This window comes from Streptomyces sp. TOM-9, assembly GCF_056858595.1.
The window spans coordinates 1-15,145 of sequence record NZ_JBXEQB010000002.1 but is presented as its reverse complement, the minus strand read 5'-3'; the positions used below and the strand labels follow the sequence as shown (position 1 = coordinate 15,145).

Genomic DNA, 15,145 nt, shown 5'->3' with positions numbered 1-15,145 from the left:
ACCGAAGCAACGACACAGGTGTCCCTCGCAGCATTCGCCAGCGTGGTGGTGCTGTGGGGATGGAACGTGCCGACCGCGGACCTGGCCGTGAGCTAGCGGCTGCCCTCCACAAGCAAGCTGACGGCGTTCGTTTGCTGCTGGGCGGGAAGCCAGCCAGCCAGTTCCGCCGCTTCCGCGGTACCGACCGGCGCCTCTTTAGCGGCGCTGGGCCGACCGAGTGACAGGAGAGTCTCGTACAGCACTTCGGCAGGCCGCATGGCGGACGGGGCCCAATTGGAGAGCGGTGTGTGAGGCCTTGAACAGGATGCGGACGCCGCTGAGGTCCAGGTCGCCGAAGGAGCGGATCGCCGAGATGCGGTGTTCAGCGGTGATGGCCCGGATCGAGGCACGGAAGGTGCCGCCGAGGCCCTGGCGAACACCGCCCGAGCCCCGTCGCCTCCTGACTACTGCCGCGCATCCCATGCCCTGCCGACCGTAATGGCTGATGAACCCTAAGAGACCACGGCACCTCCGCCATGGTCAGCACGGAACCCAAGTTGCCAGCGCCCCCGAATCCGCGGGGCTCTAGCTGCGGCGCTAACCCAAAGACCTCTGCCCCATCTGTTCAACTGGCGGACAACGCTGCGATCGGCGGCCCATAGCCAGTCAGGCCCGTCAGATGAACAGCACACCCTCTTCGAAGTCCTTCAGGTCGTCCAGCACCCGCGTGGGGTCGGTGGCTGGCCCGCCGAGGTCCTTGATCAGCAAGGCTCTGCAGATGTGCCGGAGCCGGTCGACCTGCTGCTCATAGGTGTGGAGCGGGTCCCCGTCTATCGAGATCATCCGGATGGGCATGTTCAGGCGAGGCTCTGTGCCGTACCGGCGGCCGCCGTGGACGGTGCCATTGCGCTGGTCGTACATCACCACGTCCATGGCGCGTCTGGCATCTTCCTCGGTGGGTGTGGGTCCGAAGAGGTACTGCGCCACCATGGCGTAGGCCTTGCCCCGGGAGGCTTTGGTTTGCTGCCCCTCGCGGGTGAGCTTTTCCAGGACTGCCATGAACTGTGCCCCAGCTGCGGAGGGGCGGCCGTCGGTGATGTCGGCGATCGCAGACCCGTAGGCTTCCAGGGCTCCGGAGCGGGCGGCGGAGTCCAGCAGGGTCCAGGCGCCGGGCACCCACGCGGGCACGTCCAGAGTGACGGGTTCGGGCGGGTCGAAGCCGCGAACAGTGAACTGGGCGGCCCGCTCCCGCCATTCCGCGAGGGGATCCTTACGGTCGTCAGCCGGCCCAGGTTCGTCGGACTCGCGGCGCCCGACAATAGGCCACAGCCAGTGAGCCCAACGGAAATCTGTAGCCAGCGACAGCAGTTGGCACAGCCGGTCCAGGTGCTCTGCCGCGGTGTCCTCGGCCCCAGAGGTGAAGTACGAGTACGCAAGACCTGTCACCTCCACGGGCCAGCACCCGACGGGATAGAACCGGGAGCGGTCTGCGGGGTGGGGATAGCCGCGGGAGGCCCACTGGTCCATGGAGGTCAGCGTCATGGGTCCGACGGCCAGGGGCTTGGCAAGACGTTGGGGCCACTTGTCGGGCGCGCGGCTGAAGGCGCTCTGCTCGGGCGCAGGGCCGATGACCGCCGTCCAGGACCGTGGCTCTGCCGGGTCGGCGGCGAAGGTCTGGGTGGCGCTGGTGACCGCCTCCTGCCACCGGGGCCCCTCGACGGCGACGCAGGCCGGGTCGCCGGCGAGGGCATAGCTCAATGGAGCGTCGGCGTTCCAGCGGTGGCCGCCCGAACGCACCCACAACGTGGCGGTGAGATCCGGGTCGGAGGAGGTGAAGGCGTTGCCCCAGGGAACGACGGGAGAGTGCGCCAACTGTGAGTGGTAGCCAGGGATGGCCTGCCTGAGGTGATGCAGGTATCTGGCCTTGTGGTCAGGGGTCATCTTGCCGGGACCGCACAATTGCCAGGCGGATGCGGTCATCGTGGGAGACGGCGGTTCGCTGCTCAAAGGCATCCTTGAACGCGGGAAGGGGAGGGAGAGGAGCCACAGCGTTGTGAGCTCTCAACTTTTTAGCAGGTACGACGGCAGTAGCTAGGGCTCTGAACTCGTTATCTGGTGATTGAATGAGACAGACGCTTGTTCGTTTCGGCACGAGCGTGCTCTAGAGCTGGTCCTGTTGCGGCGGTGACCTGGGATCCCGTCGGCTGCATGAGATTGCGCAACTGGGGTGAGACTGCTTATGGCACTTCCGAGTGTTGCAGACCGATCCCCGTCGAGGGGATCTGTGTCGAGAGCACACGGCGGTGATCGGCGGCGTCGACTCGTAGAGGCTGGTGAGCGTAGCGTCTTACGGAGATGATCGCCTGTCAGATGCGACCTCTAGACTCTCTCTTGAAGGTCGACAGCGGATCTAGCGAGGCAACGTGGCTGAGCCTTTCGGGCGACGACCAATGGTGATCGACGCGAAGGTCGATGCTCTGCCGTTCCACGAGGTGCCCTGGCACAACTTCGAGAAACTGGTGTGGGAGCTCGTGCAAGTATCGGAGCGGTTGTCACCGTGTCATCGTTACGGCACTCCGGGGCAGGCGCAGGGTGGCATTGACATCGCTGGTCAGTCGGCGGACGGCCGTTGGCACGCCTTCCAGGTCAAGCAGGTTGCCCGTTTCAGCGAGGCGGACGCGAGGAGCGCCCTGAACCTGTTCCTCCACGGCCCGCGGCCCTACAGGGCGACGCGGATGGTCATCGTCACCTCTTGTAAGGACACCCGCACCCAGGTCCGTGACCTGGTCAATCGCTACCAGGGCGAGCATCCAGGTGTGGAGCTGGGCTTGTGGGACGCCGACGAGCTCGTGTGCCGGCTGCGACCATGGCCACGGATCGTGGCCCGCTACTTCGGAGACGAGGCCGCACGTCGCTTCTGTGATGCCGACGCCCTGCAGACGTTCTACGAGTCCGGGGGCGGAGTTGAGGTCGGCTCGCCGGTGCGTAACGCTGACCCGTTCAGCTTGGAGGTGCACGAGGCGATCGCAGTCGATCAAAGTACGAACCCGGCCACCTCTGCGCTGCCGACGTACTTCCGCAGGCCGATTGACGACAAGCTCGACGCTGCCGTCAGCACAGCTCTCACCGGGAGCAGCGTGCTGAAGGTCCTCCTCGCTGACTCTTCAACAGGCAAGACCCGTGCGGCCTGGGAGGCCATCCAACGCCTGCCGGACCAGTGGCGGCTGTGGCACCCAGCTGACCAGGACGACCTGCTCGCGTCGTTGGGAGCTGTGAAGCCCTGCACGGTCGTGTGGCTCAATGAGATCAACCGCTATCTGCTCTCTACCGATCCAAGCCGCGACGAACACATTGCGGCCCGGCTCACCGAATTGCTGCGTGATCAGCAGCGTGCGCCCGTCCTGATCCTGGGCACCGTCTGGCACACCCACTGGACGACGATGACCACTGCGCCGAGAGACGAGCGAGCGAAGACGCGAGCGCTCCTGGCCAGGTGTGCTCTGCGGCTGCCCGAGAGTTTCACCGAAGACGAACTCGGCGTACTCCTCAATCAAGGCGAGCACAACGACCCCCGCATGCTGCAGGCCGCCCGTGAGGCCGAGAGTGGCCACGTCATCCAGTACCTGGCGGGTGGTCCAGCGCAGCTAGAGCGCTACACGAACGCATCTCCTTACGCCCAAGCGGTCCTACACGCCGCGATGGATGCCCGACGGCTTGGACACGGTCGCGATCTGCCCCGCGCATTTCTCCAGGCCGCAGCAGAGGCCTACCTCACACCTCTGCAGCAGGACCTGGCAGAACCCGACTGGTTCCGCCGAGCCTTGCAATACCTGTCCGCCCCGTGCCGAGGAGTCCGCGGACCGCTCGCACCCGTCCCCGGCTACACCGCAACCACGACGCAGAACCCGCGCCACTACCAACTGGCGGACTACGTCGAACTGCACGGCCAGCGGCACAGGCAGCTGGCCTGTCCCGGGGCTGAGTTCTGGATCGCAGCGGCCGATCACGCCGCCAGCGCGCGGGACAAGGCCGCTCTGTCGCGGGCAGCCCTGGACCGAGGCAGGGCTGCCGACGCGGAGACTTTGGCACTGGCAACAGCACAAGACGGGGAGGGCGCCGCCCTCTCCACCCTGGCCGACTGGACCCGCCAACACCGCAAGGACCAGGATCCCTACATCTACTACGAGTTGGCAGCCGACCTTGGCGATGTCACGGCGCAACTCCATCTAGCCTTCCGTGCAGAAGGCGATGACCGACTTGACGACGCTGAACGCTGGTACCGAAGAGTCCTGGACCGCGACAACAGCCGCTTGGACGCTGCTGTGGGACTGGCCACCATCCTGATCCAACGTGGGAACCAGGCTCACGCGGCCGAGCTGTACAGCCAGACTCTGAACGCCGGCTTCCTTGGCGCACGAGCAGTTGAGTACCAGGCACGCTCACTGGCAGACCGCGGCCAGCACGAACTCGCCCTGCTCATGACGACGCACTCTTTCAGAGCCGGCAACAGCGAAGCGTTCACCGGCCTGGCCTGGACCTATAGGTACAAGGACACCCCTCGGGCCATCCAAGTACTCGAGCATGCTACGGATGAGGGCGACGCTAACGCACCCCGGGAACTCGCCTGGATCCTTGAAGAGGAAGGTGACAGCGAACGAGCAGAGTCCTACTGCGAGATCGCCGTTTCCCTTGGCGAGATCAACGCGCTCCGCGGCCTGGGAATGATCCGCCGCGGCAAGGGCAACTACCGCTCCGCCGCTGCCCTCTTCTGGAGGGCATACAACCAGGGTCTCACGTACGTCTTATTCGAGCTCGCCACCCTGAGAGAGAAAGAGGGGGATTTTAGGCGAGCTGAGAGAATCTACCAGCGTGCCTTCCACGAGGGTCAGTCCAGCGCGGCCAGAGACCTCGTGCGCATCATGGAAACGCGAGGAAAGGCCCGGCAAGCTGAAGAACTTGCCGGGGACTCCGCAGAGCTACTTGAGTCCTTGGCGAGAGGCCGGGCGGCCCGAGGCCAGCATGAAGCCGCCGAACGGCTGCTCCTGACGCTTGTTGCGCAAGGCCACCCCGAGCTGCTCGTGACTCTGGCCGGACTGCGAAAGCAAAGGGGCGACCTCGTCGGAGCCGAACTCTTGCTGCGCCGCGCTCAAGATGCTGGCGTCCCCTACATGGAGTATCGACCGGTACACATCCAGGACGACTGTTGAACCATTTCGGGTCCGCTGCCGATGGCTTGCCTTGAGCCTGCATCGGACCCGATGCGGTTCCGCGCCCCCTCTTGGTATAGCTGCGATACGAAGGCGTCCGTCAGCTGCCGTAGGCGTCATCGATGGCTCCGGCGTTGATCAGGGCCACACGCAATGCCTTACGTTCGGCGGTGTTCTCGGCGGGTGCCGCGGCATAGAGGTCGGCAGCGCGACGGATGGTCCTGGCCCGATAGCCGTTGTTCGGTCCGTGGTCGAGGGCAGCGGCGGCGATGGACTGGGCGCCGGGAGAAGCGGGAGTGCGGGCGGCGCGTTTGACCAGGTAGTCGGCGTCTTCCAGGTCGGGCTGTTGGTTGAGAGTGGCGACGGTGAGCTCCAGCCACAGGTCCTGGTCGAGACAATCGGCGAACACGAAATGCCCGACCCCACGCAAGGCGGCAGCCGGGAGACCGGCATCCAGGGCAGCACGCCACAGGCCGACGGCCCGCTCGGTCACCTCGCTGCTTTCCGAATGGGCGGTGTAGGTGGCGAGCTGGGACAGCATCTCAGAGACGGCCACGTCCCCGCCCGGGCAGCCGGCCAGTCCAGCGAGGAACTCCCCGACAGAGCCAAGGGGTTCGGAATCGTCCAACAACGCAAGGAAGACCCGGTAGCGGGGGCCTTCGGCGTCCGGCACACACAAGACACGCCATAGACCAGTGCGGTCCAGCCGGGCCAGCAATGCTGCGTCTGGTTTGCCGTGAGCCAGCCAGACACGAGCAGGGCGCCATGCCGGCTCCAAGGGCAGGAGCGTGTCGACCCGGCCCGTCGTCCAGGCGGGGTCGCAGCGGTGGAGCTGGGTGAGGCAGAACCCGATGACCGCGAGAGCCTGATCGTCCGGCTCGGCATCCAGCAGCGCCTCCAGCGTCGTCGTCAGCTCCTCAGGCAGACCCTCTGCGGTGCGCAACGCCGACTGGACGCCCCAGGCGGTCAGGGAGAGCAGTGCGCTGCCGCCGGGCGCCGCCATGGCCGCGCCCAGGGGGAAAGAGGTGCCCAGACGCGGGGTGCTCCAGCCGGTGACCAGATCACGCAGCCACGCCACGGCATCCGCTTCCACGGTTCCCAGGGATGCGCCACTGTCCCAGGTGCGGTGCAGGAAATTGGAGATGACCAACTGCAACGGCACCGCCTGCGGCCCATCGGTCTCTCGCGGGCGGCAGGCAAAGGCTGTCTCGGCGAGCGCGCCCAGCACCCCGGGAACCAGCAGGCCTTTACCCGCGGCGAGGTGGAGAGCGTTGAAGTAGGCGGCCTGCAGAACCGGGCGCACGGCGGCCGCCGCGACCGCGGCAGGATCCGCAGCCCAGACCTCCAGATCCTGGGCCACGAGCTCGCCCAGCAGTGCGGCACGATCCTCATCAGCATTGCCATCGTCCTCCTTGACCGGAGCGGCAGCGAGCGCGGCGACAGCCGCAGCCGCCCCCTCCGCCTGAGCCCGCGCGCTGAAGACCTCCACGGATAGCCCCCCATAGGCCTCCACCCACGAGGTCATCTTCACAACGGGCTCAGGCCTGCCCGGGGCAGGCCCGTACTTCTCCTCCATCAGGGCCAAGACCGGCTCCCACGGCCCGCGCACGGGTTCGGGCAGTACCGCAGACAGCCTTCGCACGATGCGCCACCGTCGAGGCACCGGCCTGGGAAACGCATCGGCCCATGCGCGCATCTGCGCCGCAGCAGGCGGTGCGCCCAGGCATTCTCCCAAAGCCGCCTCCATCTGCGCCCGCAGCTCTTGCGGACAGTGAGCGTCCAGCAGGGTGAGGAAGTCGGCCAGGTCCGCGCTGGGCCAGGTTCCGCCGCCCACCTCCCGCGCGGCGCTGATCGCCGCCTGCCACCATTCGGCCGTAGCCTCGGCACGCCGGCTGTCGTGGGGCCAGGACTCGGTCAGATGCACGGCTACCAGCCGTGCCCGGTGCTCGGTGGCAGGCAGCTTGCCGTGAAGACCCCGCAAACGCTGCACAACCGGAACACCGAGCTGAGCCTCGGCCAGGGCAAGATCGAGAACGGCCCGCATTAGCGTCACGACGATGATACGCGGCGGGTCAGCCAATGTGATCGTGCCGAGTTCGTTGACGAGTTCGGCCTGGAAGCCCGCGCCCTCGTCAGCCAGATGGTCGGAGAGGACATCGGCAAGCGCGGAACGGATGATTACACCAAGCCGGTCCTTGCCAGTGCGCAGTTGGCCCCCGGGGTGTGCCGTGTCGATGAGCTCGCGTAGCACCCGTCCGCTCTCCCACGATTCTTGTGCAGTGAACTCCCGGGACCGCAGGACGCCCTCGAGCACGGCCACCCACTGCCCCGTCCGCTCGGCAACGGGAACATCCCCGGCCCAATACGCGGCATGCATCAAGACAAACCGTTCCGGCCGTGTCCGCACCAGCGAGGCCAGCAAGCCACACGCCGCCATGCCCGCCTCGCTGACCACCCCAACCGCCTGCGACAGCGCCCCGGACCCCTGGGCACAGATAGCGTCCAGGTTCTCCCTCACCCAGGCACACACCCGCTCCGGCTCATCAGCCAGCAGCCGCCGCAGATACAGCCCAGCCGGCCAGCGCTGCTCCTCGGGCAGCAGCCGCGACAGCGGCAACAGATCGAGCCAGCGCCCACTCACAGCAGCCTGGAAGAAATACACCCCAGCCCGCGGGTCGGTCATCCGCGCAACCTCATCCGCGTCCTGCTGTACCGGGACACTCAGCTTGGCCAGCTCCCGCAACCGGTCCGCCCGCTCAGGCAGGCCGAGAAAGAGCTGCTCCATGGCCGCGATGATGTTGTTGAATTGATGGCGCGCCTCGTCGGCCCCGCTGCCGGAACCGTGGAGCACGCCGGAAGTGGCACTGTAGAAGGCGCTCCAGCTGCGGGCCGCCTCCGTCTCAGCGAGACCCATCTCCTGCCGGGTCTGTTCAAGAACCAGATGGCCGATCTGCCGCGTACGGAACCCCCCACGGTTTGCCTGCTCGGCACGCAACTCGTCGACCACGCTGACGAGGACATCCAGATCCCTGGCTGTCACATCGCTGTGCTGCCGCCAGGCATCCGCCACAGCCCCGGCCGCCCTGGTGACAGCCTCGGTTGTGCTGCGCAGCCCAGGGAAATCCTCGCCCGCAATTTTCAGGACACTGTCCAAGACACCGCGCAAACAAGACTGCGCCACTTCGTAAGGAGCCTGGAAGACGTTGGGAGCGTTCATGACCTGGGCCGCGTCCAGCAACAGGCTTAGCGCCCGCTGTCCGTGAGCACCTTGAGCCTGCAGGGCCGATGCGAGCTCCGAGCGCACCACGCACATGGCTGGCGTCGAATCGGGCTGCTCGCTGTCAGGGAGATGACTGGACATCGGCCTACCGTAGCCGCATGGGTCGGGCAGCATCGCTAGGCCAAGACAGCCGGATGGGCACTTCAGCACCTTCTTCCGCACGGGGATCCTCGGGTTCCGTACATGAGCGCCACCCGGAACTGCGCTCAGGGACGCGCCCCGTGGCGGTGGCATGGCCCGGGAGTTGTCAGTGGGGTGCTGGACACTGGTCGTGTGTGACTGCGGCGCTGAGACCGGGGGGGGAACGACGTGAGCGACGATGCCGTCCAGCTTGAGCGACGTATCCGCTTCGCCTTGAGCATCCTCGGTGAGAGCAACAGCCATCACGAGTTCGAGGCACTGTGCCTGGGCCTGGCCCGCCGGAGGATCACCAGCAACCTGCTTCCGGCGACCGGCCCCGTCAGCGGCGGCGGGGACCAGGGCCGGGACGCCGAAAGCCACTGGACCAACATCCCAAGGGAACTGCCCGGCACGTCCCTGTTCGCGGCGCTGGCCTCCACCCAGCGGGTGGTGATGGCCTGCACCATCCAGGCCACCGATGTCCCAGGCAAGATCCGAAGCGACCTCGCCTCGATCTGCGGGCAGGGTACGCCTGTGGACCGCGTCATCTATTTCACGGTGGCCGCCGTATCCACCAGGAAGCGGCACGACCTGATAGACGAAGCCGCCCGGACGCACCAGGTCGAGCTGGATATCTGGGACGCTGCCGCTCTCGCCCATCACCTCGCCGACTACGACCTGTTCTACCTCGCCGTCCAGTACCTTCACCTGCCCTCCGACCTCACTCCGCCGCGCCCGGACGGGGCCGGTGAACTGCCCGACTGGTATGTCGAAGCCCGCCAACGGTGGCAGGCAAACGACGAGCCGGCCCGTACCCTGGGCGACCTGGTGGACCTGCGGGGCCCGCTGCGCCACGCCACCTTCCACGACGAGGCCCGCGCCGACCTGCCGGAATGGATCGACCACGCACGTGCGCTGATGGACGCCGCGGCGGGGGAGCATACGGCTCTTCGGGCCCGCTACGAGATCGTCGTGGCGACCCTGCGGGGCCTGGGCGACATGCACCCGACGGACCACCTGGCCCACGACTTCTTCACCACGGTGACCGCTGACGAAGCCCTGACCGACCTCGGAATCCTCGAGGATGCCGTCGTGCTCCTCCAGTACGGGTTCGGGGCGCTGATCCGCGGCCTCACGGCGCTGACCGTAGACGACCTGTGTCGCTGGCAGCGCCTGCTGGCAGGCAGGATCGACCGCCTCCTGGACGCGGATCCGCCCGCCAACGCCATGGCCCATCTGCTGGCCATGCGAGCCCGCCTGGCCCTGCACACCGACATGACCGTCGACCTCGAATCAGTGCCGGAGGAACTGCCGTCTGTCGAGGAGGTCACCGCACGCGTCCGTGAAGCGGTGGAAGCCGGTGAGCAGATACCTGCTCTCCAGGAAGGACTGCCGCTCTCCGACCTCGACACCGGCATGCGTACCCTGCTGAGGCTGGGCCGCCACCTGGACAATGCGCCGCTGTTCCCCATCGAGCGCACCGCCGATCTCTTCGACTACCTCACCCCCGTACTGGTGGACCATCCGCGGTACCGGGAAGTCCGTGACCTACTCGACGAGGCAACCCACCGGGTCACCGGCCAGACGGCACGAGGCGAACGCGCCCAGTCCCGAGGCCACACCCTGATCAAGAGCGGCCGTATCCCGCAAGCACTCCAGGAGATCCACGAAGCCAAAGCCAACTGGCTGCGCGGCGACAGCCTCGAAGGCGGCCTGATCATGCTGCTGCTGTGCGCTCGCCTCTACAGCGAACTCGGCCTGGCCATCGCCGCCAAGCAGTACGCGCTCGCAGCTGCCACCGCAGCAAAATCCGCACCCGACCCGGAACTCCACCGCTTCATCCCCCGCGGCATCACCCTCGCAGCCCGCTACGACCGTCAGGCCGGAAACTGGATCTCCGCCACCCGCCTGTTCTCCATCGGCCTCATGGCACAGAACGCCTACTGCGACGAGCCCTACAACAGCGAACGCTACCCGTACGTCTGGGAAACGATGGCCGACCAGGCGCTCACCCTGCGCGTCGCCAGCGCAGTGCGGCCCGGCTTCGTCCCCCCACTCCGCGCGATCACGGCCTCCGTGGGCATCGACACCATCATCGACGACATGCTCACCCCGACCGCCGAAGCCCCCACAGCAACCGAACAGGCATACACCGAAGAGGCCGACACACAAGGCGTGGGGCGGCCCTTCAGCGACGCCGGCCCCACACGCCGCTATGCCTGGAACGCGCTCGGAGTCGACTGGGAGATCACCTGCCCGAACGAGCGACTGTCGGTGCTGGCCGCAGAACGCTACACCGCAGCACTGCAGGTGCTTCTCGGCGAACTCGCCACACAGGAAACGCTGTTCCTGCCCGGACGCCTCAGCGTCGAAATCCGCGCAGACGCCACCCTGCCCCACGACCAGCCCGCCGTCTGCGACCAGAGCGCCGACCCGGACACCAACCGCTGGAGGCTGCGCCTACCCACGGCTGCCCCTGCGGACCTGGACACAGAGCCGCCTCGTCTGCTCGCCGCCCTAATCAGCGTGGTGCTCTCCCAGTCGCTGCTCTCCGACGAGGCATTCATGCACCTCGTCGAACAGGCGCTCGCCGGCGGACTGTGGCACAAACTCCTCGTCGGCCGCCCCTACGACGAACTAGCCGACTTCCTGGGGCCCGACGACTACCAGACCATGGCAGGGCTCGCCGACCCAGCTGTCGGAGCAGGCACGCCGCGCGGCCAGGCAAAACCAGCTGCCCTGCCAGCCCGGACCGGACCTGGACCCGGCTACAGGTACGAGGCAGCCCTCGACACCATCCGCCACCGCTACGCCGTCATGCTCCCCATCGTGCGCTACACCCTTCCCCGCCTGGCCGAGGACTCCGGCTTCCGGCGTACGGCCACGCAGCTGAGGCAGGAAGGGTGGCGCGACTGGCATCTGTTGACTGCCATCGCCAATGCGGTCGGGAACCATCGCGCCCAACACCAGGGTCTGCGCCCCTCCCCGGGCGATTCGCAAGAACACCGGGCCCACATCCTCGCCATCATGCAGGCTCCCGAGCATCCCGACGACCGTCCAATTCCTATGGAGGCGTTCACCGAACAGGTCCTGCGGTCACATCTGTCCGTAGCTGCAGTAAGCACAGCGCGCGGCTTCGGCCTTGCCGTCCGCCCTGAGCCGTTCGACCCTCAGGCACTGCTGTCGGTACTTGGTGAGCGGTACGGCTACTGGACGGACGACATTGAGCACGCTGACCCATTCGGCTGGTCAGCCATGCAGGGCGACACGACACCTGGTGCCTGACTCGCACCCGAGAAGACGCGACCATGCTCGCCCTTTGCACTGCCGGTGCCCTGTTAGCTTGGCGGCGGCTAGCCGGGGTCAGCCACCACTGCCGCGGCCGAGGAGGCGCAGAAAGACTTTGGCCGTGGCAGCTGCGAGTGGGAGAATCTGAAGATTCTCCCTCGAGAAGAAGATCTTCCAGCGCCCTCTCTGCCGTGCGAGCTGCCATGCAGAAGTCCGTCGACCCCACTGCTCGCCGTGCAACGGGGCCACCGAATCGCCATTAGCGCGGCTAATGAACCGGACCGCTGCAGTCAGGCCCAGCGCATGCCGAGAGCGGTGAGCTCTGCGACCCGCTCAGGGGCGAGGCTGGCACGGCGCCCGCGCTGGTTGGCGATGAAGATACCGAGGGTGTGCTCGGTGCCGTCGACTGCCTCGACGTGGGATCGGGGGACGTTGAGGTGTCCTTCCCGTTCGGCGTATTGGCAGGCGGCGGCGAGGTTGGCGGCCCAGATCTGCGCCCGGGTGCGCTTCGGCCTCGCAACTACCGAGACCGGCGCCTGCTCCTCCTCCGGGGCGGCGGTGATGCCGAGGATCTCGCTCAGGAGCCATTGCTGGACAGCGCTGAGGGTGTCCCACTGGATTCGCTGGGTCTGAATCCAGCGGCCGATGTCCTCGCCTTGGATGACGAGCTGACCATCCCGGTCAGGCAGTGCGCCGCCTGTGGTGCGGTAGGTGCGGGCGAGGTGGAAGCAGCGTTGCCACACCACGGGCCAGGTGGGGCACCAGGCGGGGTCGATCTCCTCGAGCGCGTGCCGCCGCTCCCGGTCCAGCCCTGCAGCCTTCCCAGCACCGGTTGCACTGCCGCGGCGGGCTGCTGCGCGCTGGTTCTTCAGCCACTGTCCGATGGGGTAGCCCTGCCAGGTGGCGTCGGTGGGGGCGAGGAGGTGGCCGTGTTCGGCGGCCCAGCCGCGTGCGGCGGCCAGGCCTTCGGTGAAAGCAATGTCGGCGTGGTTCCAGATCATGCCGAGCTCGTCGAGTTGCTGGACGCGTTCGGCGTCGAGGCGACCGCGGATGTGGGCCTGGCGCTGGCGGGTGATCCACACGCCGAGGGGGAACCCGTCGGGGGTGCGGTGTCCGTAGGGGACGCGCAGGTCGCCGTGGTCGCCGAGGTAGGCGAGGGCGGCTTGCAGGCCGCGCCGCCAGAACTCGGTCTCCGGCTTCAGCACCCGCAGGCTGATGAATGCCGCCAGCTGCGCGGGGTCCCGTGGCGCGGAGAACGCCAGCAGCCCGCTCGCTGGCGCACTGACCCCTCCCACTGTGCCCTGCCCTCCACCAGCCGCCGCAGAGGGGGCGGCTGGTCGCCGGGAGGCTACTTGTGGGGTGGCGAGCTGTTCGACGGCCTCGGTGTCGTGTGCCCGTAGCGCGGTGAGGACCTTGATTAGGCCTTCGTAGGAGCGGGAGGAGAGCATGTCGTCGGGTTCCTCGCCGGGGCTGAGGAAGACGGGGACGACAAGGGAGGCGGTCTTGCCTTCTCCGGGCTGCATGCGCAGGGCCCGGCCGACGGCCTGGACGATGTCGACCGTGGACCCGAGCACGTCCGCGAAGACCACCGCATCGCAGTTCTTGGTGTCCACGCCCTCACCGAGCACCCGCACCGAGGCCAGCACGCACCGCTCCATCACCGCGCCCTCGGCGGTGGCGCCGGCGGTGAATTCGCCCAGCACGTGGCGCCGGTAGGCGGGCTTGTGCTCCCCGTACAGCCACTGCGCCCAGACCGCGCCTGGCTCCGGGTACGCCTCGGGGTCGCTCTCCCACAGCGCCTCGGCCACGGCCAGCAGGCCACTGGCGAAGGCTTCCGCTTCGCTTGTGCGGTAGTGAAAAGTCAGGAGTCGCCGCAGTTGCTGCTCGGCCCCGGTCTTGAGCACGGCGGTCTGTAGCGCGGCCAAGCGGGCTCCGCGGACGGTATCGGTGCGGGCGTCCTGGCCGATCAGCTGGGCCGCCTGCAGCTGCGGGTCGGCGATGTCCACGCATACGACCTGGTACTGCGCGATTAGGCCCCGCTCGATCGCGTCCGAGAGTGTCAGCCGGTACACCACGGGCCCGAACACGGCCTCATCATCCATCGACGCCACCAGCCGACCTGGCCCACCGGCCGCACCGCCAGCTTCCCCCGAGCCCCCGCCGGACGAGCCTGCCACCTCCGCAGTAGCGACCTCCCACAGCCGGGGAGTCGCCGTCATATACAACCGGCGCGCCGCCGGCAGCCGCTCGTTGTCATGGACCCCCGCCCACGGCTTGCCCAACGCCCCAGAGGTGCGGTGCGCCTCGTCTACCACCACCAGATCCCACGAACCCAGCCCTGCCGCGTGCGCACGCTCCAGGACACCGAGCCCCACTGCCGCGTACGTGGCGAACAGCGTGACCCGCCTGCTACCTCCGAGCCACCGCACCAGCTCGACAGGGTCCGTGGTGCACGGCATCCCCAGCGCTTCACCCTCCGTCAGCGAACACGCCCCGAACAACTGGCCGGTGCGCCCGCCTTCCCGCCACACGGTGGCCATCTGAGCGAGCAGATCGAGTGTGGGCACCAGAACGAGAACCCGCTCGGCGCGCAGCTCGTGCGCGGCGTGCACGGCGATCAAGCTCTTGCCCGTTCCGGTGGCGGCAACGACCTGAGCGCGCAACCCGCCCTCAGGGACCGGATCTTCCGTGGGTTCCTGCAGTACACGGATCACCGCATCCACCGCCTCGATCTGGTGGGGGTGAAGCCGGTACTGATTGGACATAAGATCCATGCCTCCTGCGGACCCGGGCCCATCAGGGGCAGTGGGCTCTAACTGTAGAGTTTATCCCGGACCCTTTTGATGCACAGAGACCTCCCGATCAACGAGTAGAGGGCCAGCCTCCCTGACGTTCGGGCGCACAGTTCCCACGGTCCCAGCTCACGAAGTCACCGTCTCGGAAATTCAGTAACTGCACCCGTAAGTGCTAGTGCTGCTGACGGGCTACCACTCAACGGTCAGTCACAAACGTACGCCAACCCCCGACCGCGCAGCCAGCCGTGCCCGCGCCAGCGGGCACCAGGCCCGCAGGCGAAGCCGGAGGGCCCAAGGCAGGGGAGCGAAGCGGACCTGCCGTTCTATCACTGGGCGCGTAGTGCCCAGTTGCTGGCGAAGCCAGCTCGCGCCGAAGGCGCTCGTGATCCGCGAAGCGGATCACTCGGGCCGGCGAAGCCGGCCGCCAACCGGCGCGCGAAGCGCGCCGGTTCACTTGCAGTGCGCGCAGCGCACTG

5 protein-coding genes are annotated in these 15,145 nt (G+C 67.4%); 2 read left to right on the top strand and 3 right to left on the bottom strand.

Annotated elements, in window-relative coordinates; all coding sequences use genetic code 11:
- Positions 1–654 precede the first annotated feature (654 nt).
- Positions 655–1,959 carry a hypothetical protein gene (locus tag AC1VWI_RS44570; protein ID WP_499517083.1) on the bottom strand — a complete coding sequence of 435 codons (1,305 nt, stop codon included), beginning with the start codon at positions 1,957–1,959 and terminating at the stop codon, positions 655–657.
- A 470-nt stretch (positions 1,960–2,429) separates the two neighbouring features.
- On the opposite strand from AC1VWI_RS44570, the gene AC1VWI_RS44565 reads away from it, so the two are divergent.
- Complete coding sequence (locus AC1VWI_RS44565) at positions 2,430–5,186, top strand: tetratricopeptide repeat protein (protein WP_499517082.1); 2,757 nt, start codon at positions 2,430–2,432, stop codon at positions 5,184–5,186.
- 100 nt (positions 5,187–5,286) lie between these two features.
- Here the strand turns inward: AC1VWI_RS44565 and AC1VWI_RS44560 are convergent, their stop codons facing one another.
- Complete coding sequence (locus AC1VWI_RS44560; protein ID WP_499517081.1) at positions 5,287–8,547, bottom strand: hypothetical protein; 3,261 nt, start codon at positions 8,545–8,547, stop codon at positions 5,287–5,289.
- A 228-nt stretch (positions 8,548–8,775) separates the two neighbouring features.
- Between AC1VWI_RS44560 and AC1VWI_RS44555 the strand changes: the two genes are divergently transcribed.
- Positions 8,776–11,871, top strand: coding sequence for a hypothetical protein (locus AC1VWI_RS44555; RefSeq protein WP_499517080.1), 3,096 nt, complete (start codon positions 8,776–8,778; stop codon positions 11,869–11,871).
- Positions 11,872–12,164: 293 nt separating this feature from the next.
- Here the strand turns inward: AC1VWI_RS44555 and AC1VWI_RS44550 are convergent, their stop codons facing one another.
- On the bottom strand, positions 12,165–14,639 hold the full coding sequence (locus tag AC1VWI_RS44550; RefSeq protein ID WP_499517079.1) for a helicase associated domain-containing protein: 2,475 nt from the start codon (positions 14,637–14,639) through the stop codon (positions 12,165–12,167).
- Positions 14,640–15,145: the final 506 nt, after the last annotated feature.